Origin of the sequence: Bacillus cereus group sp. MYBK108-1 (assembly GCF_051917185.1) — a bacterium.
Classification (GTDB): Bacteria; Bacillota; Bacilli; order Bacillales; family Bacillaceae_G; genus Bacillus_A; species Bacillus_A cereus.
Map to the genome: position 1 here is coordinate 26695 of NZ_JBQAHZ010000031.1, position 23374 is coordinate 50068.

Sequence of the window (23374 nt, forward strand, 5' to 3'; positions counted from 1 at the left end):
TTTACTTTTTAATCAGTACATCTTCTATACGTAGAATTTCAAATGGAATTAACACTCCTACACTTTTAATTCTCCCTGTTAAGTGCCCAATAACAATGTCCGAGGTACATCCCAATAACATGTAGGCATCTGCCTTATTCATATGATTTGCTTGAGCTATTATCTTTGTAGAAATATCTACGCCCATCTTAACAGCTTCTTCAAATGTCTCTCCAAATCCAATTATTACAAGCCCTTGTTCTACCTGTAAAATGGGAGTAGGAATATTATTTTCAAATATATTTACATTTATTTGTAAAGTGCCTGATGCCTCTAAAGCAATCCCTGAGGGTTCTCCATTTCCTTGTAAAGCATGTAAGTCACCAGCGTATAATAAACCACCTTCGACAGCTACTGGTAAATAAATTGTTGTTCCTTCAATCAACCAGCGGATATCTAAATTCCCTCCGTATTTACATGTTGCACCATTTCTTGTTCTAAAGGGATCAGCTAGTCCTACCCCTCCCAAGCTAGGTCTAACCTGTAAATCAATTCCCTCAAAATCTATCCTATTATTTTTAATCTCTATTTTCTTATAATTCCGTTCTGTGAATTGACCCTTCAACACTCCTGAAGAACGTGAAATACATGTATATGCATGCTTTGCCAAATGAATATTTTTAATTTTTATAGCTACTGTCATTCCTGGCAAAGCTCCATTGATATAAACTGGCCCTGTAAACGGATGATGTTTGCCTTTATTAATTACATTATTTAATTCCTCTTCATTATCCGTCTCTTGTGAAAATGCATTCATTATCTCCATTGAGATTTCTTGACCTGGATTTACATATAAAACCGGTTCTCTCTCTGGAGATAACTCAAAACTAGCTGTATCGGTTGAGTATTCAATAAAATTCACATCGACTTTATTCATCTTATTATTTCATACTCTCTACTGGCATTATACGTTTCAATATTTCTTCATAAGCATGTACCAAGTCCCCTTTGTTGTAACGAAATACATCTTTATCTAGAGATTGATTTGTTTCTATATCCCAAAGACGCATACCATCTGGAGAAATTTCATCTCCTATTACCAAATCACCTGCTGCATTTCTTCCCATTTCGAACTTAAAATCAACTAACTTTACACCTCTTTCCAAAAGAAAATCCTTTAAAATAGCATTTAATTCAAAAGCTATCTCTCTTATAACTTCTATTTCTCTTTTAGTAGCAATGCCCATTGCAACAATGTAATCGGAATTCATCATCGGATCGTTTGAATATTTGAGGTCTAATTTTAAAATAGGCTGATTAAAAACTTGTCCATATTGGATAGGATAATTCCTTACAATTGAACCAGCTGCAATATTTCGAGGAATTATCTCCAATTTAATCATATCTAATTTGTTAACTTTCATTCTCCCCATTCCTATATTGGATATATAATGATTAGGTACCCCTTTTTTATGGAGCAACTCAAATATGTGAGAAGAAAATTCACATCTTAGTATTCCAGTTCCTATAATTCGAGCATTTTTATTTTGTGTATAAGAAGATACACTATCCAAAAAATGCATGATAATTGAATCATTTTCCTCACCATGATACATCGCTTTTGATTTACCACATGTATATAACAAACCGTTTTTCGTCATTAGATTCTACCCTTTCCCTTTATAAGTTATAGTCTTTATATAGAAAAAATCCCACGTAAAGTGTGTGCTACACCATCATTTTCATTTGTTGGTGCAATACAATTCGCTCTTAATTGCACATCTTTTCCAGAGTTCCCCATAGCAACCCCCATACCAACTAGTTCTAACATTCCAATATCGTTTTCTGCATCACCAAAGGCCACTATGTTTGAAAGTGGGACACTGTAGTGATTCGCTATCCACTTTACAGCCGCTGCTTTCCCTGCATTTTTACACAAAATTTCTAACCAAACTTTACGGGAGTCAGAGAATGTATAAATTAAGTGTTCTTCGAATTGTTTTTCTAAAATTCTGATAATTAATTCGTTATTTCCCCTAACAATCAATTTAGATAAATGGTCATCTAAAAAAGTAGATGGATATCCTATTGCATGTGGTGGACAACCCGCATCAATCCAGCACTGTACATCTTTATCAATTACATCCACCCAAAATTCGTTATTTTTTTCAGCTAAAAAATTTTCAATGCTTTTTTCTTCTCTTAATACTTCAAATAATTTTTTCACTATGGAAATATCAATCATATTAGACGTAAGTATTTCACTTTTTCTATTATCAAAAATTAATGCCCCATTATAACAAATGCTAGGAGTATCAAGTGCTAATTCTTTTAGATATGTTTCTATATCTCTTGGTGCTCTTGCCGTTGCCAGAATAACAGGTATTTTCATTTGATTTAAAGATTGTATAGTCTTTAATGTTCTATTACTAATCTCTTTATTATTGTTTAGCAAAGTACCATCTAAATCACATATGACAACTTCAAACATAGAATTCATTTTAAGTGGCTCCTAAAAAAGAATTAAAACCTCTTTATTTATCTAATTATCGTTAATACTTAATTTGATATTTACAAAACAAGAAAGTATCCACCACTAAATATTTTTTATCTAATGGTGGATACTCTAAGTTTGTACAAAATCTACAATTTATGTTTATGCTGCTTTGTTTAATCCCTGTTTCTGATTTAGCACTGAAAATCCGTATTTTACAAATGTTTCTTTTACTTGGTCCGTTTGAAGATAGTTATAATATTCTGTAGTTTCAACTGGAGACGGTGCCGCTTTAAGAACACCCATTGGATAAATAATAGGATCATGTAAACTAGAATCTGCTGTATCTACTATTTTTACTTGAGGTGAAATGAGTGCATCTGTCTTATATACAAGCCCAGCATCAACTTGCTTCGTTTCGATCAACGACAATACATGTCTTACGTCAGTTGCTAATACAAATTTAGGTTTTAAAACTTCATACAGGTTTAGCCCTTCAAATACTTGTTTTGCATACATTCCAGCAGGTACTGTTGCAGGATTACCAATAGCTATCTTTTGCACATTATTTGTGTTCAAGTCTGAAAAACTATGCACAATATTATTTTCGATTGGTGTTGCCAATACTAATTCATTCCCAAAAAAATTAATAGCTTGGCTCGGATTGATATACCCCTTTTCAACTAGAGGAGTGAAATTTTTTGCGGCAGCGGAGATAAATAGATCTGCTGATTGACCTTGCTCAATCATTTGTTGAAGTGAACCCGAGCCACCGTAAGTGAAAGTAAACTTTACATTTCCATGAGTTTTCTCATAATTAGCTGTAACTTCCTCTAAAACATCTTTTAAACTTGCAGCAGCAAATACTTTTATCTCAGTTTTATTAACATTTTCTTCCGCCAGAGCAGGAGAGAATCCTGTAAAAATTGCGAGCATAAAAACAGAAACAGCACATAATAAAAATGATTTAATTGTTTTCATAATTTTTCTCCCTTCTTAATAAAAGACAATAAATAAATTACCTAACAAAAAAGTACTCTTGTATCTCCTCCTTTTACCAAAAGCATTACTTGTACAAAATTTAATTCTCGCAAACAGAACATACCACAACATTCTCACTATAGTTTAAATTCTAATTTTTCTATATTTTCAGAATAAATTTTTGAGAAACATTTGTACAATAATATCCACTCAATTTAAACAAATAAAGTATTGTGGATCCTCATTTTTTTAAAAACAATGTAATAAATGTTTATAAAATAACAACATCACATGTCGAAATATGCGATTTTATTTCATAAGAGAAATTTTTTGCGAAAAAAAAAACTGAAAATAATCAAATTTAATTATATCTAGTTATATTTAATTATGTTTAGTTATAATTCGTTATACATTAAAAACTGCGAAGAAATATATTCCAATTAAATCAAAAGTATTGTATACTTCTTTTTGTATTTTCAGAATAATAAAAAAGGAGGTGTTACAATTGACTTCATATTAATAAGTACTTACATTTACCAACCATAAATTCGAAATACTCAATGTGGATCATAACTTCAAATTAGTATGTTTTTAAAAGAAGTTTATTGGTTGGATAGCCTGTAGAATTTTATACTGGACTAGTTTCATTATAAGAACTACTACCTCCTTTCAGTTAAAAATACAGTCTATAAACATAAACCATTTACTTGTATATTAAATAACTTTCTAATCTATGAAGGAACAAACACAAAAGGCTTCTCTCCAAAATATTACTGTTGAAAATACGCCAGACACTAAGAATTATTTCAAGCATGTGGAAGATCACTAAATATATTATTTTCCCAATTTACAAACCACTAATCCTTGGGAGAAAAATTATTTAAACCGCATTATAAAATACACTTAAGAACTGAATATATTAATTTTAAGTACAAGTTGCTACAAACTAATAAAAAAACGTTCTTAATACAGATCAATCACTACTATAACAATACCAATCTTAATAAAGAGGTGGATAAAAATGAAAACATTTGATAAGTACTGTTCCTTTACTTTCTTTTCATACTTTGCAACATTTGCTATTGTAGTTCCGCTAACCGGCCTTTTTTTAAATCAATTACACTTTGGTAGCAAAGAGATAGGGATAATCCTTGGCATTTCAATTCTAGCCAGAATATTAGGACCATATGTATTCCTACTGATATCAAAACTAAATAGAAATTTAGCAAGCATATACCTTATACAATGCGTTCTCCTTTTAGTCGTTCTGTTTGTTGGTACTCAAGTTAAAAATAGCTTGGCTATAGTTATAGCACTCTCCTTACTAAATATTTTTTGGATATCTATTTTACCCAACATAGAAACCATTTCATTATCAAAATTAAATGGTGACATGAAACGATACTCAACCATTAGAATGTGGGGAAGCATCGGATTTATTTTCTTTTCAGTTTGGGCAAGTCATGCCCTTATTAAATTCGGCCCATTATCTTTTTGGTTTATATTAATATTTTTAGGATTTATGTTGTTAATTTCCTCTATTCTACTAATTCGCCTTGAACCAATTGAGGTTACGAAAAAAAAATCAAAAAGTATTTTTATTGAAAGAAAACTTTTGCTTTTTTATTCTGTATTTTTCTTATTTGAATTAACACATGCACCTTATTATGGATTCTTTTCTATTAAGTTGTTGGAAAATAATTATACTGGTTTTGCAATAGGTTCATTAATTGCTTTTGCAGTTATATGCGAAATTGTTACTTTCGCTTATGGTCATAGGCTTCTAAAATATATGAATGTTTCATCTATTCTCTTATTGTGCTCTATTTTAGGTATTCTAAGATGGACATTAATAGAACTTTTTGTCGGAAGCATCACTTTATTAGTAATTTCACAGTTAATGCATGCTTTTACCTTTGCTTTATATCACATTTGTGCTATGAACATTTTAAGTTTAAATGCAGACCAAGATTTAATTAGCCAAAGACAAACTACCTACACAGTTCTTACCATGGGTATAGGTGCTGCATTAGGAGCTTACCTGTCCGGCTTGTTCTGGGACGTTAAAATTTTTCAATTCTCATCTTTCATATCAGTTGGAGTTAGTTCACTGATTATTAGTATAATACTTGTTTTGTTAATAATGAAAAAAGAAGCAAACCAAGCCCTAAATACTCCTACCGAGAGCAATATGTAATTATATAGAGGACAATCCTTGTTGTAACAAACCTAAGAAAACCACATGCAAAACATTAAATGATACATTTTAATCTTTAAAAACAAATTCTCTTATTCAATATCTAAATAATTTTCCTTAATTTTCAAAAATAAAATCATATCAGAATTTCTGTATTTAAAAGAAATTTTATCAATACCTTTTTTCAGTGAAAAAGTTTAACATATTAAAAAAGCTTCCAGTATAACCCTTATATTGAATTTTTTCGATACCCAATCCTATTACTTTATAAGTGCCTTTTCATAGATCATAAAGGAGGATAATTATGTATAATCATGTGATACAGCTATTAGATCAAGCTAATATTTCTTATCAGCAATACGAGCATGAACCCAATTTGGATTATGATACAGATAGAGAAATACGAAAAAGATTTAATTTAGAAGGAGTTCCAAGTAAAAGTTTATTTCTAAAAGATAAAACCGGACATAATTATGTACTAGTTACGATTGAAGGCGAGAAATTAGATTCAAAATCAATGAAAGAACTAATTGGCAAGAGGGTTTCAATTTGTTCAGCTGAAGAGTTAATTGAAAAGACTTCCTGTGTCCCCGGTTGTGTAGCCCCTTTCGGATATCAGGATGAGGTTACCCTTATTATAGATAAAAAGATCTATAATCATAATAAATTTCTACTATCTCCAGGCGTACCTGAGTTAACAATTGAGATACACACAGAGGATATCAATAAAATTTTAAATATAGTGAAAAACAACATTTTAATTTATGAAAACAATTAATGATTTTATACTCACAAGAAGGAGAGATTACAGTGGTAATCCAATTAACCAAATCTTATTTGTATAATCAAAATAGAATTCTTGATGAAAAGAACAATGACTTCTTAGAAAACTGGAAAATACACGCTTACAACAGTTTCCACAAAAGTATTATGGATAATTCTAAACCGTTTCCTTGCTATTTTGCAGTAGATTCCGAAAAACATGGTTGGTCCAGATATCTTTTTATTGACTCAGCTTATGATCAAAAAGAGCTGCTAAAGCTTAGAGATGGGATTTATGAATATATAAAGACATATCAGCAAATTGCCAAGCGGACTACGCTAGTGATATTCTTCAAACCCTCAAGTAAGCAATTACTAGCAGAAGAATATAAAAAACAATTTTGGAATGTACTACAATTTTTAATCGAAAATGATCCTGAACCATGGAATCCAGAAATCCCAACAGATCCTTACCATGCCAAATGGGAATTTTGTTTTGCTGGAGAGCCTATATTTGTAGTTTGCCGAGCACCTATCTATGCTGAAAGACAAAGCAGATATACAGAGAATGGTCTTGAAATTACCCTTCAACCCCGCGGAACCTTAGATGATATTACAGGTGATACCAAACAAGGAAAACAAGTCCGTAAAGTTATTAGAAAACGTTTATTAGCCTACGATAATATTTCAATGCATCCAGATATAGGTGATTATGGTGCTGAAAATTCACATGAGTGGAAACAGTATATTTTACCTGAAACAAATGAAGAAAGTGTAATGAGATGTCCGATTACAGGTGTAAAAAAAAATGATTAGTATGATCTTTAGTTATATATTGTTAGGTGTTTCCCTTTCTGCTCCTGTGGGTCCAATCAATGTGGCTCAAATAAATAAAGGCATTAAAAATGGATTTTGGAGTGCTTGGTTTGTAGGATTAGGCGCTATGTCAGCTGATGTAATTATGATGTTACTCATTTATTTTGGGGTTTCCACTTTTTTAACAACTCCAATTGCCCAACTTTGTATTTGGATTTTTGGTTTTATTACCATGCTTTACTTAGGATATGAAAGTATTAAGGATGCTTCTAAACAAGTACATCATTCTTTAACTGGGGACAAAGAACATCCTCTAAAATCTTTTTTAGCAGGATTTGCAATTGCAATTTCAAATCCATTAAACATTGTATTTTGGATAGGAATTTACGGTTCTGTTCTTACTAGTGCAATAAATACAATTGGAAAAGAACAAGCTCTATGGTATAGTACAGCTATTTTTGCAGGTATTATGCTATGGGATTTATTCATGGCTACATCCATACATTTTGGTAGACGCTTTGTGAACGCTACTGTAATGAAATGGATTTCCATTTCAGCAGGTGTTATTTTAATTTGTTTTGGTATTTATTTTGGCTATGAGGCTGTACTAACAATCCAACAGTTAATTTAAATAAAGTTGCGAAAATACGCCTTTGGAGTTGATGATCCAAAGGCGTATTTTTCATTCCTGGGTTTGAAGTAGTGTGTTTTATATACTCAAAACTTGCATTAAAAGGGGACAATTATTGTTAATTTCTGACCCTTTATTCTAATTTGAACAATGTATACTAAATATGGAGGTAAATTAATGTATGTGCCAACAAGACTGCTAATATTATGGTAAACGATGAAAGGGGATTTTATAATGAGCAATTTAAAGAAGTGGAATCAGGTAGATACATATATTACAAATCAATTGTTACCCAAAGACCCAATTTTTGAAGAAATATTGGCAACGAATGCTGAGGCTGACTTACCAGCAATAGACGTTGCTCCCAATCAAGCAAAATTTCTTCACTTACTAGCATTAATTCAAGGAGCTAAAAGAATATTAGAAGTTGGAACTCTAGGAGGCTACAGTACTATTTGGTTAGCTCGATCCTTACCAGAAGATGGGCACTTAGTTACTCTTGAATTAGAAAATCATCATGCAGAAGTTGCAAAATTAAATATCGTAAGAGCTGGCCTATCTAATTTAGTAGAAGTAAGAACTGGACCTGCTCTTGAAACAATGTCGAACTTGTATAATGAGGGAGCCGAACCATTTGACATGATTTTCATTGACGCCGATAAACAAAATAACGCGGAATATTTGAAATGGGCACTTAAATTAGCTCGAAAAGGCACTGTAATTATAGGGGACAATGTAGTTCGAAATGGAGAGATAGTAAATTCTATTAGTACTGATTCTAATGTTCAGGGAGTTCGCCGTTTTTTCGATACTCTTGCATCTGAACCGCTACTATCTTCAACGGCAATACAAACTGTAGGAAGCAAAGGATATGATGGATTTAGTATAAGTGTGGTACTTTGACGTTCAGAATATTCGATAAGTAGATTCAGTCAACCTTTTTTATAAAATATTGATTCATGTGGATATAGAAAAATACGGTTTGATCAATCGTTCTTTCAAAATATGCTTTCTCTACTTTCCTCTTTCATCAAGGGTTATTAATTTAATCTAATTTTATTCAAAGACTACACTAACTGTAGATTTGAAATAAAGTTTGATCAAAAATACCTTGCAATCCAAAGTTTTACGATAAATAAAAAGAATCCATTTTGAAAAAGATTGATCAAAATGGATTCTTCCCCAGCAGATTTAAGTTTGGTTTTTATAAAAAAGCTTGATCATTTCTACCTATGTTGCTCAACAATCGCGCCCGGTTTTGAAATTGGCAAAGGCAGTCTAATTATCGAATAGCCCTCTTCCTCTCAGATTTGCGGAAACAGGCTCCTTTCCTATTTCACGTGCCCATATAGATAACTGGCCAATATGGTGGATTTCGTGGACAATGACATGACGTATGATCTCTCCGTGTGTACATTCAATGACTCGGCGTCTGATTGGTGCGTCTCTAGAGCTAATCGGTTCTTCATTAAAATCAATTTCTGAAAGTTTCCGAGAATCCATTTCATTTGTCCAAGATGTCACAAATGGCTTCACTTTCTCATGGTATTGAGCTGAAAGATTTTTCAATTTTTGTAAGCTAGCATAATCCTCAAACAATGGCTCCTTAGGCACTGGTTCACCTCGCAAACCTAAGATCCACATATATTCCACATCTACAATGTGAAATAGGGTATGTAGTATACTGCCGAACCCACCGACCCGTTTCTTTAATAGTTCTTCATCTGGCATGTCTTCGCACAATGTAAACCAATCATCACGAACTTGCCAGTTATATTGAAACAGTTTCAACATCACAACAACCTCTATCTTTTATAGATTTAATATTTAATTTTCACCAAAAGACTTCAAAATCCTTTTTTAAATAATAACTCTAAAAAACCTGTTAAAATCCGCCACAAACTGGCCCTTTAGTTGAGTAACTTTATTGCTACTCAACGGTTCCTTAATCCGCCTTTCAGCTCAGATCTTCTTTTCACTTTTCACTATAAAAACACCCCTTTAGATAAACAGATCCAAAAGGGCAAAACATCGCAACTTTTTTATAAGCTTCGCGACTTTATTCAAAACATCGCGTCTTTTTTATAAACAGTTAATCTTTATTTTAAATCAATACTAACATTTATTATAAGAAATTAGCTCTATAAACTTTGAAGAAATAAAAAGAAAAAGAGTGTCTTGAAAAAAGATTTTTATCAAGACACTCTTTTTCTTTTTAATTGAATCGTTCTTTTATAGAATTATTTAATAATTTTTTATTCAGAGTCAATTTTTTCATTTTACAATAGTTAAGCATTCCATATCTAATATTTTTAAAATATATTAATGGATTTTTAAACATTTAATTATGACTTAGGCTGTATAATTCAGAAAGTTTCTCTAACCTATTTATGATCTCTATTTCGTATTCTATGTCCATAGGGATGCTTTCTTTAGAGAATGGCGCTAATTCTGGATGATGTCCAACCATTACTGAATATACCGCATGTTCGAACATACTTATATCATTCGCATCATTTCCAAAAGCTACATATTCCCCTTCTTTGACACCTAATACCTGCAGTGCATTCCATTTGTGAATACCTTTTGGACTAATATCTATTACATTCTCATTTCTATGTTTATGCACAACAACATCTAATAAACTTAGACTCTTCGATAGTTCTTCCATGTTGCTTGCTGTAAGGATTAAAATCTTAACTATAGAATTTAAAGAAGTCACCTTAACAGATTTAGCAAGTTTAGCTGGATCTAGATTATTAAGTATAGAATGATTATCCGGACCAGTATATGCATAATCCCAATCACCATCAATTAAATAAGTTGCTTGAAATTCATTTATCAAAGCAAGAATCTTTTTTAGTTGGGATTTCTCGAACTCTTTTGAATAAATTAATTTTCCATTTTGAGAAATTAAAGATCCATTTCCACCAATCAATGTATATTCGTGAAAACGTGTATGTATCACAGGTAGCATATCACGAATAGGTCTTGCAGAAGCAAATATAACTTCGTGACCATTTTTACTAATGTTATCTAAACATGCAAGAATTTTTTCTGAAACTGGTTTTCCCTTAAAACAAATTGTACCATCTAAATCAAAGACGAATTTCAAAATTTGCACTTCCCTTCTTACTTCTCCTAGATTATATAATAACTCAAAAATAAACGATGTGATTTTACTTTGAGTTACTCACAGCTATTCACTCTACCTAATGCTGATCTATCATCTACCTTCCCCTCTGCTGATCTATAATGTCTTTAAATAAATCAAACATAAATTTAATAGACTATGTAGATTTTTCAAATTATTAACAAAGAAAACATATCATATCAATTCTATTAATTGCAAAATTATTTTTTTCTTTGTTTTCAGGATAAAAACCTTTTATTAGCTTTATTTCTTAGTCACAACCCTTGATAGCCTTACAATTTAATAAAAGATTTTCACTTCATTAATCATAAAAACTATCATCTTAATAAATAAAAAAAGAATATTCTGAATTAATTAAACAAATATATATCCAGTTGTGTTTCGTTTCGTTTTGTTTAGTTATGTTTTGTTAAAATAAGTATTGTTTTATATCTAAAATTATTGTTTAATATAATTTAGTTATAACTGGAAAATAGGTCCATATCTATAAATATATATTTTTTAAGCATTTTTTCTCTTTTCTCATCCAGCAACCAGATTACTCACAATAATATGAAATATCAATTACAAGAAAATTAATATTACAAATAAAAGTGAATCTAGGAGTGACGAAATGACTAACAGTACTATAAAAAAAATTATCGAAGATAGATATAAATTTTATACAGAGGCCTTAGCTACAGAAAATATTATTTGGGATAAAGAACTCAATGCGTGGCTTGTTTTTGATTACACCAATATCACCCAACTATTAAAAGATTCTCGATTAAAGGCTAATCGAAAAAAACAATTCATCGAAAAGCTAGATATACCTGTTGAGTATAAAGATAAACTCTCTAATTTTTACTCTAGATGGTTAATGTATATGGATAATCCTGAGCATAAAGAATTGCGTAAACACGTACAAGTACCTATCAATTTAACAAACTCTATTATAGAAGAGTTAGCTAAATCTTCTACACTCAAAGTATTGAATTCTCTGAATAAAGATACTGAATTCATTGACGTTATTAATGAAATAGCTATACCGTTTACAGAAAACACTCTTGCTAGTTTATTGGGCCTAGATGTAAACGATTATAAATTAATTCTACAAGAAGCTTTTAAAGCTGTAGATTTCCTTTGGATTCCTGTTCCTAGTTTCGAAGACTCACAAAAAACTGTTCATTCTATTGATAAAACTTATAGTATTATTTCTGAAATTCGTGACCAACAAAGATACGAAAAAAACGGTTTATTCGATTTAATACTGAAAAATGTAGATCAAGTAGAAGATAGTTTAGCCCTAATCGCAAATGTAACAGTAGATGGACATGAACCATTTCTTAGTGCTGTAAAAACATTAATGTATCTTTACATACAAACGCAGAATGATAAATTACCTCATAATAATCCTTACAGTTCACTAACATTAGAAAATATAGTTGAAGAATCTTTAAGAATGGAATGCCCTTTTCCCTATTGTGCACGTGTTGCTAATGAAGATATACCTTTAGGAGATACACTCATTAATAAAGGTGATAGAATTATTTTGTTTATCTCTTCTGGAAATAGAGATCAGAGTAAATATGAAAACCCAAATGAATGCCAAAAACGATCAAACACCCCTCCAATCTTAAGTTTTGGAGTTGGTTCTCATTACTGCGCCGGTGCAAATCTAACAAGAAAATCACTAAAAGTATTTTTAAATACCATACAACCTTTTATAGAAGATAAGTCACTTATTATCAACGATTTAGAATGGAACGATACTTTTGGATTTAGAACAATTTCAACTTTGAAAGTCACAATAAAAACGAAGTACCCAGTTAATGTATAAAAAATTTGAACAGAGGAGACTTATGTCATGACAGAATGGATTTATACTCACTTTAATATGACACACTACAATACAACCATAAAAAAAGAATTACTAGCTGCTCTAACAAGTTTCTTCACTGTTTCTTATATAGTGATTGTAAATGCCTCCATATTAAGAGACGCAGGGATTAGTACAGAGGCATCTGTAGTAGCCACTACTCTAACATGCTTTTTAGGTTGCCTTATAATAGGTTTTTGGGCAAATTCCCCTCTCGTAATTATCCCTGGAATGGGAGAAAATATATTCTTTTCCTATACAATTGTTCAATCTTTAGGACTAAATTGGCAGGAAGCTTTAGGCGTCGTATTAGTATCAGGCATTATTTTCACACTGATTACATTTACACCTTTTTCTAGACTTTTAATCAACTCTATTCCACACTCCTTAAAAAATGCTATTACTGTAGGAATTGGACTATTTTTGACCTTTATCGGACTTCAGAAAGGTGGACTTATTACAGATTCTTCTGTAACAATAATAGGATTGGATAACCTATTTAAAGCAAATACATTACTTACAATTTTTACTCTGGCATTAGCTGTAATCCTTTTTATTTATAATATCAGAGGTGGATTTTTAATCGTTATAGGAATTAGCACATTGGTTGCAGCCCTTTGTGGCATAACAAAATTAGATCCTTCCTATAATATGGGGTCTTTATATGAGCATTACCCAGCTGTGTTTAATGCTTTTTCTTTTGCACAAGTAAAAAACGCCTCCTTTTGGACAGCTACCTTTTCTTTAACAATGATTCTATTATTTCAAAATCTAGGAACCATACAAAGTTTTGAAAATGACAATAAACGTTTCAATCGAGCTTATCAGGCAACCGGGATGTCTAACATTTTTGCTGGGGTTTTTGGTACTAGTTCTACTGTAGCTGGTTTAGAAAGTGCTGTGGGAATAGCGGCTGGTGCAAAAACTGGTTTATCCTCTATTTTTGTTGGCTTATTATTTCTCATCTCATTTTTCTTTATGCCTTTTATAAAAATGATTCCAGATGGAGCCGTTGCACCTATACTAATTATTATTGGAAGTTTAATGTTAAAAAGCATAAAAGAGATTGATTTTGAAGATTTCTCTGAATATTTCCCTGCTTTTCTAACAATTATTATGATCCCATTAACTTACAATATAGCTGACGGTATAGCTTTTGGTTTTATATTTTATCCAATAATAAAACTTCTAACTGGAAAAAGAAAAGAATTAAACAAAACCATTTGTGTTATCGGCCTATTATTCTTATTAAACTACCTACTATCTTATTAAATGGTAATTATTAACACAAAAAAACTGCTTTATAAAGCAGTTTTTTTGTGTGTAAAGCCCATCTATAAACAGTTAACAAGTTTTTAATATCTTATTATTATAAATAAAAACAAGTTATTAAATCTACCTAAAAAGATTCATATATCGTGTTTCCTGTCAATGTTAAATCGTATCCTCCAATAGACTCTAGTTCCTGTTTAAAATCTGTTGACTGCAGTATTTCTTTAATTTCATTAATAATTTTAACATTATTTTCATTTTTTAAAATAATAAGATCATACTGTTCCTTTATTAATGGAACGAATTCAACCTTTGTTATATTGGCTACATTTTCAATCCCTATTCCCACATCCGCTTTATTCATAGCTACGCTAGTTGCAATACTAAAATGGCTATTTTCTTCGTAATCATAACCTTTAATATTTGTTCTATGTATATTATGAATACGTAACTGTTCATCTAATAAAACGCGTATACCCGCTCCAACTTCTCTATTCACTATCTTTACATCTTCTCTACATAAATCTTCCCAAGTTTTGATATTCTTTGGATTACCTTTTTGTACATAAAACCCTACATTTCTTAAAAGTAAATTAAAAATTATATACTGAGAATTTGTTAAAATTCTTTTAGTGTAGGGGATGTTATATTCTTTAGTATCACCATCAAATAGATGTAGACTGACTATACTTCCTTCACCTTTATACAAACGAATTAAACTTGTAAGACTTCCATCATAAGCTCTTAGCATTCTTTCTCCCATACTACTCTCCATATATTTCCCTAGTATGTCCAATGCCATATCTTGCCCACTAATTACAATTACATTCGTTAAATTATGTTTTTTAGATAATTGAGCGGAATTTTTTAGGCTCCCTGTTTTACTTTGCTCTATGTATTTCTGTAGATCTTCTACATCAATTCGAACTTGCCTACCTATTCGATAAGATGGCAGTTCTCCTCTTTTGATAAGTTCATAAACAGTTAATTTAGATATTTTCAACTTCTTTGCAGCTTCTTCTGCTGTATATGACTCGTTCAAATTTTCATTCCCCCAATCTCTTAAATTTATCATATAACATTTGTCTCTATTTTTCCAAGAAGTATATTTGCTGCAAAGTAAAATACACTTAAATTAATTTTTTATAAACTGAACCATTTCTTCTATCATGAACTAATTACATACTTAATTTTCATAAAAGATGCTGGTTTATAGTTTTCCTCATTGTTTTTCCTCATAAAAAAATATTTTAAAACTTCCCTTCACACGTAGTTAATTAAAACTTTAACGCCCTATATTTAGGGACTTTATTTAATCTCAAATGAAGTTTTCATTAAGATACATATAATTTATTTCTCAACATAATACACCTAGAATTTCCATTCAGTAAATGGTAATATATAGACATCTCAATTACGCTATTTCTTGTAGCTAGAGCTTGTTTCAGGGACAGGCTCTTTTTTTATTTTCTATATAAAGATCTAATAAAGAAATCTTAAATTAGTAACTGGTACTCTCCTTCAAATTTCCATTTAATATTTAACCTAATAATTAAAAATCATTCTGTAACCATAGAACTCTAACCTTTACTAATTCTTCAAAATCCCCTTAAATTCCATTTTTGAAATTGCAAAAAAGCATAACGTAAAGTTATGCTTTTTCCCATAAATTCCTCTGTATAAGTGATACCTTTCTGACTTACAGATTTTACGTATAGGTTATTTGATAGAATTTGAATTTCTCTTTCTGTAAATAGCTTTTTTGTCATTTTTAACATTCTCCGATCCCAATTTTCCTTTTATTATACAAGAAATCCCCTATAGGATAGACTTTTTCAAGTGTCTATTCTATAGGGTACATTTTAAAGTTCTATAACTTTTTTTATTTAACCTATTTTCTTATCCGCTCTAGTTGCTGGTTGAACTTGGTTTTTCACTTTTAAAATGCTAAGTCCATATCCGATAAATCCACCGATAATGGCTGGGAAGATCCAGCCTAATCCTACTTCCTGCATCGGAAGGAATTTAGTGAACACTTGGCTTACTACTTCAATGTTAACTCCAGCTGCACTTAATCCATCGAATAAGCTGATGATAAATGTTACGATTAAGCTCACTTGATAAACCTCAGCTCTTCCTTTAAATAATGAATGGAAGAATGTTAAGAAAATCAATACGATTGCTAGTGGATAAATTGCTGTTAATACTGGAACAGAAACTGCGATCAATTGTGTTAATCCTACGTTTGCAACAATTGCACTAAATACACATAGCGTGATTGCAATTGCTTTGTAAGGAACATTTGGGAATAACTTATGGAAGAATGAAGAACATGCTGATACAAGTCCCACACTAGTTGTTAAACAAGCTACTGTAATCATTAATCCTAATAATACTCCGCCATATGATCCGAAATAATAGTTAGAAACTTTCGCTAATACTTCTCCGCCGTTCTCTAAATGTCCAAGCTTTGCAACACTTGAAGCACCCATATAAGAAAGTGCTGTATAGATAATTGCTAAAATAGATGCTGCAATAATTGTCGCTTTTGCACAAACGACCATAATTTGTGTTTTCGTTTTCGCACCTTTTTCTTTAATAGCATTGATAATGATAATCCCGAATACGAATGATGCAAGCGTATCCATCGTTAAGTATCCTTCTTGGAATCCTTTAAAGAATGCATGTGATGTATAAGCTTCCACTGGTGCTTGCATATCTCCAATCGGATGTATAAAAGCAACGATTACTAAAATACCGATGAAAGTCAACTTAATTGGTGTTAAGATTTTTCCAACAATATCGACAATTTTCGCGGGATTTAGCGAAAAAAAACAAGTGATACTAAAGAATATAATTGTGAAAAGAATTAAAGGTGTAGAACCTACTCCTTCTGGCATAAACGGTTTAAGACCAATTTCATAAGAAACATTTCCTGTTCTCGGTATTGCAAATAACGGACCAATCGCTAAGTATAAAACTGTTGTAAACACAATCCCAAACACTGGGTGAGCACGACTAGCTAACGACTGCAAATCATCTTTACCTGAAAAACCAAATGCTAGCACACCTAGTAATGGTAATCCAACACCAGTTACTAAAAATCCAGCGTTAGCAATCCATACATTCTCTCCTGCTGATTGACCAAGCATCGCTGGGAAAATTAAATTTCCCGCTCCAAAAAATAGTGCAAATAACATTAATCCAATAACTACTATGAACGAAAACGGTACTTTATTCGCCATAATATAACCCCCATTCAAGTTTCCTTATCTCATTTTCCAATTTTAACTAATTGAATTTTCTGAATATTTAATTTAAGTATCAACTATTCTTGAACTCATTATAGTTTGCTATATAATATTTTGCAATACTATTTTCGAACTTTTCTTTTATTTTATAAATATACATTTTTTAACATGAAAAATAGACTAAAAAACCAACATGGTCATCCATGTTGGTTTTTCCATTTACTATCATGAATTAAAATTTTGCTGCTACTTTTTTAACGTTTTCTAGACCTTCTTCAACAATTTGTTGTGAACGATCTGGATATTGATTGTGTCCTTCAATTACAACTGTCTCTGGATTTGTAATTCCCCAGAATCCAAGTACCGTTGTTACGTAATTAACTGCCATTTCCATAGGAGCCATTTGCTCTGAAGAGTAATCTGAACCACGAGCACCTAACACAACTACTTTTTTACCACCAACTAAACCTTCTGGGCCATTTGCTGTATATTTAAACGTTTTTCCAGCTTGAGATAAGTATGAAATATATGTGATTAATGGCGCTGGTACTGTAAAGTTCCATAATGGGAATGCAAATACAACCTTATCAGCTTCTAAAAACTGATTTAAATATTGATCTACTGTAGCAACTGCCTTCTCTTCTTCAGCAGTTAACTCCATGCCTTGGCTACGTTTATATCCACCTGAAATCGCGATATTTCCGTAATAAGGAAGATCTAATGCAAATAAATCTAATTCCGTAATTTCTGTATTTGGATTTGCTTCTTTATAAGTACTTACAAATGTTTCATACATTTTTGAACTAACTGCTTGCTCCGCTGGACGATCGTTTGCTTTTACAAATAATACTTTTGACATTTTTTTATTCCCCTCTACATTCGTATTTTCTTCTTTTTTACCAAATAATGAGCTAAATAGTCCCATTTTCTTCACCTAATCTTTCTTTTCATATTCATTATTCATCATCATAAAAATTCTTATTCTAAGAAAAAGTTCCAATAGATACCTTAAGTTACGCTATCACAACTTTTTGTTATTTAATTACCTTATGTAAGTGATTGTAATATAGTCACTTACTTTAGTCAAGTAACTTTTAATAAAAAATAAAATCTCAATTTAAAAATATTAACTAAAATACAATTGAACACCAAATACATCTTTATTACTTGTATAATAAACTTTGAGAGGAAAATTCATATATAGAAAGGATTTATTCATGAGCACTATAGAAAAGATTCAAACTTTTATTATTCTTTTTGCTGTTACATGCGGCATCGTACTCGGACAATTTAATATGATACATACGTATTCAGACAAATTTATTGTCCCCTTCTTATTTTTCATGCTATATGGATTATTCCTCAGCATTCCATTAAAAGAAATAAAAAACGGATTTCGCAATTTAAAATTTGCTGGAACAAGTCTTACTATTAACTTCTTATGGACACCTTTACTCGCTTGGGGGTTAGGAGCACTATTTCTTTCCGATCATCCAGCACTTTGGGTTGGATTTATAATGTTAATGGTTACTCCATGTACAGATTGGTACTTAATCTTTACTGAAATAGCGAAAGGTAATGTAGCACTTTCTACTGCAATTTTACCTGTAAATTTAATTTTGCAAGTACTGCTCCTTCCCATTTATTTATTTTTATTTGCTGGTGTCATGAAAGCTGTAGCGATTTCTGTTTTAGTAGAAAGTATTGTTATCGTAATCGTCTTACCATTTATACTTGCACACGCTACAAAGTTCATTATGAATAAAATGAAAAAAGCTGAAACTCTCGAGAATAAACTCATTCCGTTTTTCAGCTCTGCTCAAATTGTATTTTTAAGTTTAGCAATAGTAGCGATGTTTGCATCACAAGGTAAATATTTACTGCAAAATATGAATGTCGTTTTATTATTACTCGTTCCTGTTCTATTGTTCTTCATCATTAATTTCTTACTAGGACAATTTATCGGGCGCATCATGCATTTATCTTACAAAGATACAGTAAGTCTAAGCTTAACAACGTTAGCAAGAAACTCACCTGTTGCACTCGCTATCGCTGTAACAGCTTTTCCAGACGAGCCTCTTATCGCACTTGCACTCGTTATTGGACCGTTGATTGAGTTACCGGTACTAGCTTTTGTTTCACAAGTTTTGTTGCTTATTAAGAAAAAACGGCAATACGCATAATAAAAACCGTCCCATTTTGGGACGGTTTTTATTATGGAAAGATTACATACAACACTTGCTTCTTATTTATCAATACAAATGAAATTACCGAAACTACAAACGTAATAATACCAATTGTAATAAAGTGAAACTTTAATCATTGGGGGTTTTGTTCATCCCCCAATGATTATTAGCCCTCACCACTCCCGCATTAACAGATCCTTTCTAATTAAAAATGATAGGAAACGTAAATATAACGAAAGCTGCCCAAAGTCCGTATATTGGCAAATACTTCGTAACGGCATCTTGGATAGCTTTTAGTCCTGATTTATTTTGCAAGAAACGCATATAGGCAAACATAATCCAAATGAGATTTGCCCAAATCAGTATGTTTACTCCTAAAACAGCAAGTCTATTAGGCGTAATCCCGTAAGAAGAAAGTCTAAATACTATGGCTGACAATGCGACAGTGTCAATAATAAGCGCCAGAACAATTAAGGAAAAATTTATATAATCTGAAATATTCTTTTTCTCGTCCGAGTCACTTTCAACGATAGAAAATATGGTAACAGCCAATACAACAAGGAGGATTCCGTTGAAGGCCATTAGGAAATTGCGATCCAAGAACGGATTTTTCCCGACCCAAATTACCGTTATAAGATAGATAAGCAACGTGATCAGGACGAGAGGACTAAAAATTTTAGATATGTATGGTGTAATATTTTTAGCAAGCCTAAGATTCATTGATACTAAGTATGTAGCCACAATAGCGAGAGCCGCTGCTCCAAATAAAACAACATTACTAAAATAGAATTCTCCTATATCTAAGTCAACAAAGCTAAATAAACGCATGGTGAATATTGCTAGTATCATTCCGCTCACTGCCATGCTCCCGTAGAGAAGACAATATTCTAAATTAAATTTAATATAGGCTAATCTTGTACTGCCTTTTGAATATTCATTTCCTGTAAATGCAAGCCCTACTAAGACCCATAAAAATATAGGAAGATGTAAATAAGCAAGTATGGTACTGTCTTTATAATTTATTGGCAATGTATTAAGATACACCCCGGAAACTAGGAATAACGCTATAAGGGAATAAATAATACTTTTTTTCGGCTTATTATTGTAAACAAAATAAGCAGCAATAAAGGGAATTACACCAAAAGCCAAGTTTATTGGAGCAATTGCTTCCTGCTCAACAAAGTGGAAAATGATCCTGGTGCTTATGCCGGCCAAAATAGCTAAAAGGCCCATGAATAAGAAACCTTTTTGAAACAAAGATGTTTTTTCTTTATTTACTTTCTCCTTGAAATGCAACCTTTCATACCAAGCACCTAGAATTTGAGAATCAGGGTTTTGGGCCCATGCTTGTGAGAATGCTTTTTTAAAAGCTTTCGGATCTTTTCTATACATCTTCTCCAACTCATGGGGGTTATCCATATGTTTAACAATCAAATTGTTAATATTCATAGTTATACCTCCTCTAATTTTAAAAATAAGGTTGTTACCTTTTAACAAAAGCACGTCACTCATTTATTATGATTTTAATACAAAATTTATCGTTTTACAATAAAAAATTATTATTTAAAGGATTTTTTTTATTGTTAAATTTTATATAAAAGAAAAAACAAAAGAGCATGACAGTTTTATGTCATGCTCTTTTAACAAATTAATTCTCAAATACAAAATTAATCTTATTATCTTTCCACTCTAATTTCGCATCAAACGTTTTCTCGCCCTTTTTAAAGCCTTTAATTAAATCAGTCTTTTCACCTTTTAAGAGCTTTGTCATATTCTTTTGCGAAATTGTTTTACTTAATATCTTCTTTGAAATGGTGAAATCACATTGCGTTGTATTATAGTTAGAACAACCGTAAAACGTTGACTTATCAATTACATCGCCATCACATTTTTTACAGCTACCAACCTTTTTACCCGTTGTAAATTTCGATCCTTTTCGTTCAATCGATTCAACATGTAGTCCCGTGAAATCCCACTTCTCAGACATTTCCACTGCGTCTTCAATAATTTTAGCTGATAGCTTTTTCGTCTGTTCCATAAATGTAGCTGGTGAAGCTGTACCTTCACCAATTTCCGCAAGACGTTGTTCCCATTTCGCAGTCATTTCCGGTGAAGCTAGTATTTTGTCACCAATTGCGGTAATTAATACTTTTCCTTTATCAGTCGCATACACTTGGTTTTTCTTTACATCTATATATTTACGGTCTTTCAGCATCGTAATAATACCCGCGCGGGTCGCTTCCGTACCTAAACCTTCTGTTTTCTTCAATACCTTCTCTAGCTCTTCATTCTCTAAATACTTACCGGCTGTTTTCATTAACGTAATAAGTTGTCCTTCTGTATAACGCTTCGGTGGCTGTGTTTTCCCTTCTTTCACTTTCACCTTTACAACTTTTCCTTCTTCACCTTCAGCTACAATTGGAAGAATGGTTTCGTCATCTTTATCGTCTTGGAAAATAACTTTACGCCAACCTTCTTGAATTTGCTGTTTTCCTTTTGAAATGAATTCAGCACGTTCATCTACAAGCGTTACAATCGTTGTATAGTCAAAGATTGCAACTTCATAATGAGCTGCAATAAGCCTTCTTACGATCATATCGTATATTTTCTTTTCATCACCTGATAGTCTGCTTGGGTTTGTAACTTGCTCTGTCGGAATAATCGCGTAGTGATCTGTTACTTTCTTTTCATTTACATAACGCTTATTGTTCATAATGGATTCAACCGGAGCCGGTAATAAACCTTTATATTCATCAAACTGACTTAACTTCTGTAAAATATCAGGGAAAGTCGCTGCTTCTCCTTGAGTAACATAGTTAGAATCTGAACGTGGATAAGAAACAATCCCTTTTTGATAGAGTGCTTGCGTTATATCAAGCGTCTTTTTCGGTGAAAACTTAAAGGCTTTATTTGCCGTTGCTTGCAGTGATGATAAGTTGAATAAAAGCGGCGGCTGAAACTCTTTACGCTCCGTTTTCATTTCCTTCACAACAGCCGGTTTCCCTTGGCAAAATGACGCAATTTTATTCGCCATATCAGGGTCTTTTAAGCGGGATTCATTATCCTTCTCCCATTTCCCGTCATATTTCTTTCCTTCTATATTAAAGGTTGCAAACACTTCCCAGAAAGGCTCTGACTTAAAGTTTTCAATTTCTTTCTCACGCTTTACAATCAATGCTAACGTTGGTGTTTGGACACGACCAGCAGAAAATACATCATTCATTCCTTTTTTCTTTAACAAAATACTAAACACACGTGATGCATTCATGCCAACAACCCAGTCAGCACAAGATCTCGTGTATGCTTCGTAATACGTATTAATTGTATCTGATTCATCAAGTAAATTTTTAAACCCTTGATAAATAGCTTGCTTCGTTAAAGACGAAATCCATAGACGCTTCATAGGCTTTTGCACGTTACAAAGATTAATAATATTTCGTACGATTAGTTCCCCTTCACGCCCAGCATCGCCTGCGTGAATAATTTCTGTTACCTGTGGATTATGTAACAGCTGTTTCACAACGTTAAATTGCTTATACTTTGACTTTGTTACTTCAAATTGAAAACGCTCTGGAATCATCGGTAATGTATTAAGTGACCATTTTTTCCACTCTGCGTGATAATGCTCTGGATTACATAACTGCGTCAAATGACCAATTGCCCATGTACAGTACGCTCCATTTGGAAATAACTCATTCGCTTCTACCTCTAAATATCCATCTTTCCGGCGATATTTAAACTGTGAAACAAGAGCCAACCCTTGATCTGGTTTCTCGGCAATAATTAATTTCAT

General features: G+C 32.0%; 20 protein-coding genes. 8 read left to right on the forward strand and 12 right to left on the reverse strand.

Annotated features, from left to right (window positions below; all coding sequences use genetic code 11):
• Position 1: 1 nt before the first annotated feature.
• The 4 genes from ACTFSL_RS27240 to modA form a co-directional block, all read right to left on the reverse strand.
• Positions 2-916 carry an acetamidase/formamidase family protein gene (locus ACTFSL_RS27240; protein ID WP_061457061.1) on the reverse strand — a complete coding sequence of 305 codons (915 nt, stop codon included), beginning with the start codon at positions 914-916 and terminating at the stop codon, positions 2-4.
• Positions 917-920: 4 nt separating this feature from the next.
• Complete coding sequence (locus ACTFSL_RS27245) at positions 921-1640, reverse strand: phosphoribosylaminoimidazolesuccinocarboxamide synthase (RefSeq protein WP_061457060.1); 720 nt, start codon at positions 1638-1640, stop codon at positions 921-923.
• A gap of 35 nt (positions 1641-1675) precedes the next feature.
• Complete coding sequence (locus ACTFSL_RS27250) at positions 1676-2479, reverse strand: Cof-type HAD-IIB family hydrolase (RefSeq protein ID WP_061457059.1); 804 nt, start codon at positions 2477-2479, stop codon at positions 1676-1678.
• 156 nt (positions 2480-2635) lie between these two features.
• Positions 2636-3454 (reverse strand): molybdate ABC transporter substrate-binding protein, encoded by an 819-nt coding sequence (gene modA, locus ACTFSL_RS27255; protein ID WP_440042688.1) that lies wholly within the window; start codon positions 3452-3454, stop codon positions 2636-2638.
• A 1021-nt stretch (positions 3455-4475) separates the two neighbouring features.
• Here modA and ACTFSL_RS27260 point away from each other — a divergent pair.
• The 5 genes from ACTFSL_RS27260 to ACTFSL_RS27280 all read left to right on the forward strand — a co-directional run bounded on the left by ACTFSL_RS27260 (position 4476) and on the right by ACTFSL_RS27280 (position 8763).
• Positions 4476-5651: an MFS transporter gene (locus ACTFSL_RS27260; RefSeq protein WP_000846434.1), complete on the forward strand. Its 1176-nt coding sequence runs from the start codon at positions 4476-4478 to the stop codon at positions 5649-5651.
• 304 nt (positions 5652-5955) lie between these two features.
• On the forward strand, positions 5956-6429 hold the full coding sequence (locus tag ACTFSL_RS27265) for a YbaK/EbsC family protein (RefSeq protein WP_061457057.1): 474 nt from the start codon (positions 5956-5958) through the stop codon (positions 6427-6429).
• A 32-nt stretch (positions 6430-6461) separates the two neighbouring features.
• Complete coding sequence (locus ACTFSL_RS27270; RefSeq protein ID WP_076876324.1) at positions 6462-7229, forward strand: YqcI/YcgG family protein; 768 nt, start codon at positions 6462-6464, stop codon at positions 7227-7229.
• The gene (locus ACTFSL_RS27275; protein WP_000624910.1) at positions 7222-7860 is read left to right on the forward strand and encodes a LysE family transporter; all 639 of its coding nucleotides are present in this window, start codon (positions 7222-7224) and stop codon (positions 7858-7860) included. Before ACTFSL_RS27270 ends, ACTFSL_RS27275 begins: the two co-directional genes overlap by 8 nt.
• Before the next feature lie 234 nt (positions 7861-8094).
• Positions 8095-8763 (forward strand): O-methyltransferase, encoded by a 669-nt coding sequence (locus tag ACTFSL_RS27280; protein WP_000067297.1) that lies wholly within the window; start codon positions 8095-8097, stop codon positions 8761-8763.
• A 375-nt stretch (positions 8764-9138) separates the two neighbouring features.
• On the opposite strand, the gene ACTFSL_RS27285 is transcribed toward ACTFSL_RS27280, so the two are convergent.
• Positions 9139-9654, reverse strand: coding sequence for a DinB family protein (locus ACTFSL_RS27285; RefSeq protein WP_061457055.1), 516 nt, complete (start codon positions 9652-9654; stop codon positions 9139-9141).
• A 547-nt stretch (positions 9655-10201) separates the two neighbouring features.
• Positions 10202-10975 carry an HAD-IIB family hydrolase gene (locus tag ACTFSL_RS27290; RefSeq protein WP_061457070.1) on the reverse strand — a complete coding sequence of 258 codons (774 nt, stop codon included), beginning with the start codon at positions 10973-10975 and terminating at the stop codon, positions 10202-10204.
• Between the two features lie 652 nt (positions 10976-11627).
• On the opposite strand from ACTFSL_RS27290, the gene ACTFSL_RS27295 reads away from it, so the two are divergent.
• Both ACTFSL_RS27295 and ACTFSL_RS27300 read left to right on the forward strand, forming a co-directional pair.
• Complete coding sequence (locus tag ACTFSL_RS27295) at positions 11628-12833, forward strand: cytochrome P450 (RefSeq protein WP_061457054.1); 1206 nt, start codon at positions 11628-11630, stop codon at positions 12831-12833.
• A 27-nt stretch (positions 12834-12860) separates the two neighbouring features.
• On the forward strand, positions 12861-14144 hold the full coding sequence (locus ACTFSL_RS27300) for an NCS2 family permease (protein WP_061457053.1): 1284 nt from the start codon (positions 12861-12863) through the stop codon (positions 14142-14144).
• Positions 14145-14271: 127 nt separating this feature from the next.
• Here the strand turns inward: ACTFSL_RS27300 and ACTFSL_RS27305 are convergent, their stop codons facing one another.
• From ACTFSL_RS27305 to ACTFSL_RS27320, 4 genes are all read right to left on the reverse strand, one after another.
• Positions 14272-15219 carry a substrate-binding domain-containing protein gene (locus ACTFSL_RS27305; protein ID WP_061457050.1) on the reverse strand — a complete coding sequence of 316 codons (948 nt, stop codon included), beginning with the start codon at positions 15217-15219 and terminating at the stop codon, positions 14272-14274.
• A gap of 523 nt (positions 15220-15742) precedes the next feature.
• The gene (locus ACTFSL_RS27310; RefSeq protein ID WP_162900575.1) at positions 15743-15913 is read right to left on the reverse strand and encodes a hypothetical protein; all 171 of its coding nucleotides are present in this window, start codon (positions 15911-15913) and stop codon (positions 15743-15745) included.
• 117 nt (positions 15914-16030) lie between these two features.
• Positions 16031-17389 (reverse strand): branched-chain amino acid transport system II carrier protein, encoded by a 1359-nt coding sequence (gene brnQ / locus ACTFSL_RS27315; protein WP_001284786.1) that lies wholly within the window; start codon positions 17387-17389, stop codon positions 16031-16033.
• 238 nt (positions 17390-17627) lie between these two features.
• On the reverse strand, positions 17628-18320 hold the full coding sequence (locus tag ACTFSL_RS27320; protein WP_000522528.1) for an FMN-dependent NADH-azoreductase: 693 nt from the start codon (positions 18318-18320) through the stop codon (positions 17628-17630).
• 292 nt (positions 18321-18612) lie between these two features.
• On the opposite strand from ACTFSL_RS27320, the gene ACTFSL_RS27325 reads away from it, so the two are divergent.
• On the forward strand, positions 18613-19578 hold the full coding sequence (locus ACTFSL_RS27325; RefSeq protein ID WP_061457049.1) for an arsenic resistance protein: 966 nt from the start codon (positions 18613-18615) through the stop codon (positions 19576-19578).
• Between the two features lie 204 nt (positions 19579-19782).
• On the opposite strand, the gene ACTFSL_RS27330 is transcribed toward ACTFSL_RS27325, so the two are convergent.
• Both ACTFSL_RS27330 and topB read right to left on the reverse strand, forming a co-directional pair.
• Complete coding sequence (locus ACTFSL_RS27330; protein ID WP_440042692.1) at positions 19783-21030, reverse strand: DUF4153 domain-containing protein; 1248 nt, start codon at positions 21028-21030, stop codon at positions 19783-19785.
• A gap of 199 nt (positions 21031-21229) precedes the next feature.
• The gene (gene topB, locus ACTFSL_RS27335) at positions 21230-23374 is read right to left on the reverse strand and encodes a DNA topoisomerase III (RefSeq protein WP_440042694.1); all 2145 of its coding nucleotides are present in this window, start codon (positions 23372-23374) and stop codon (positions 21230-21232) included.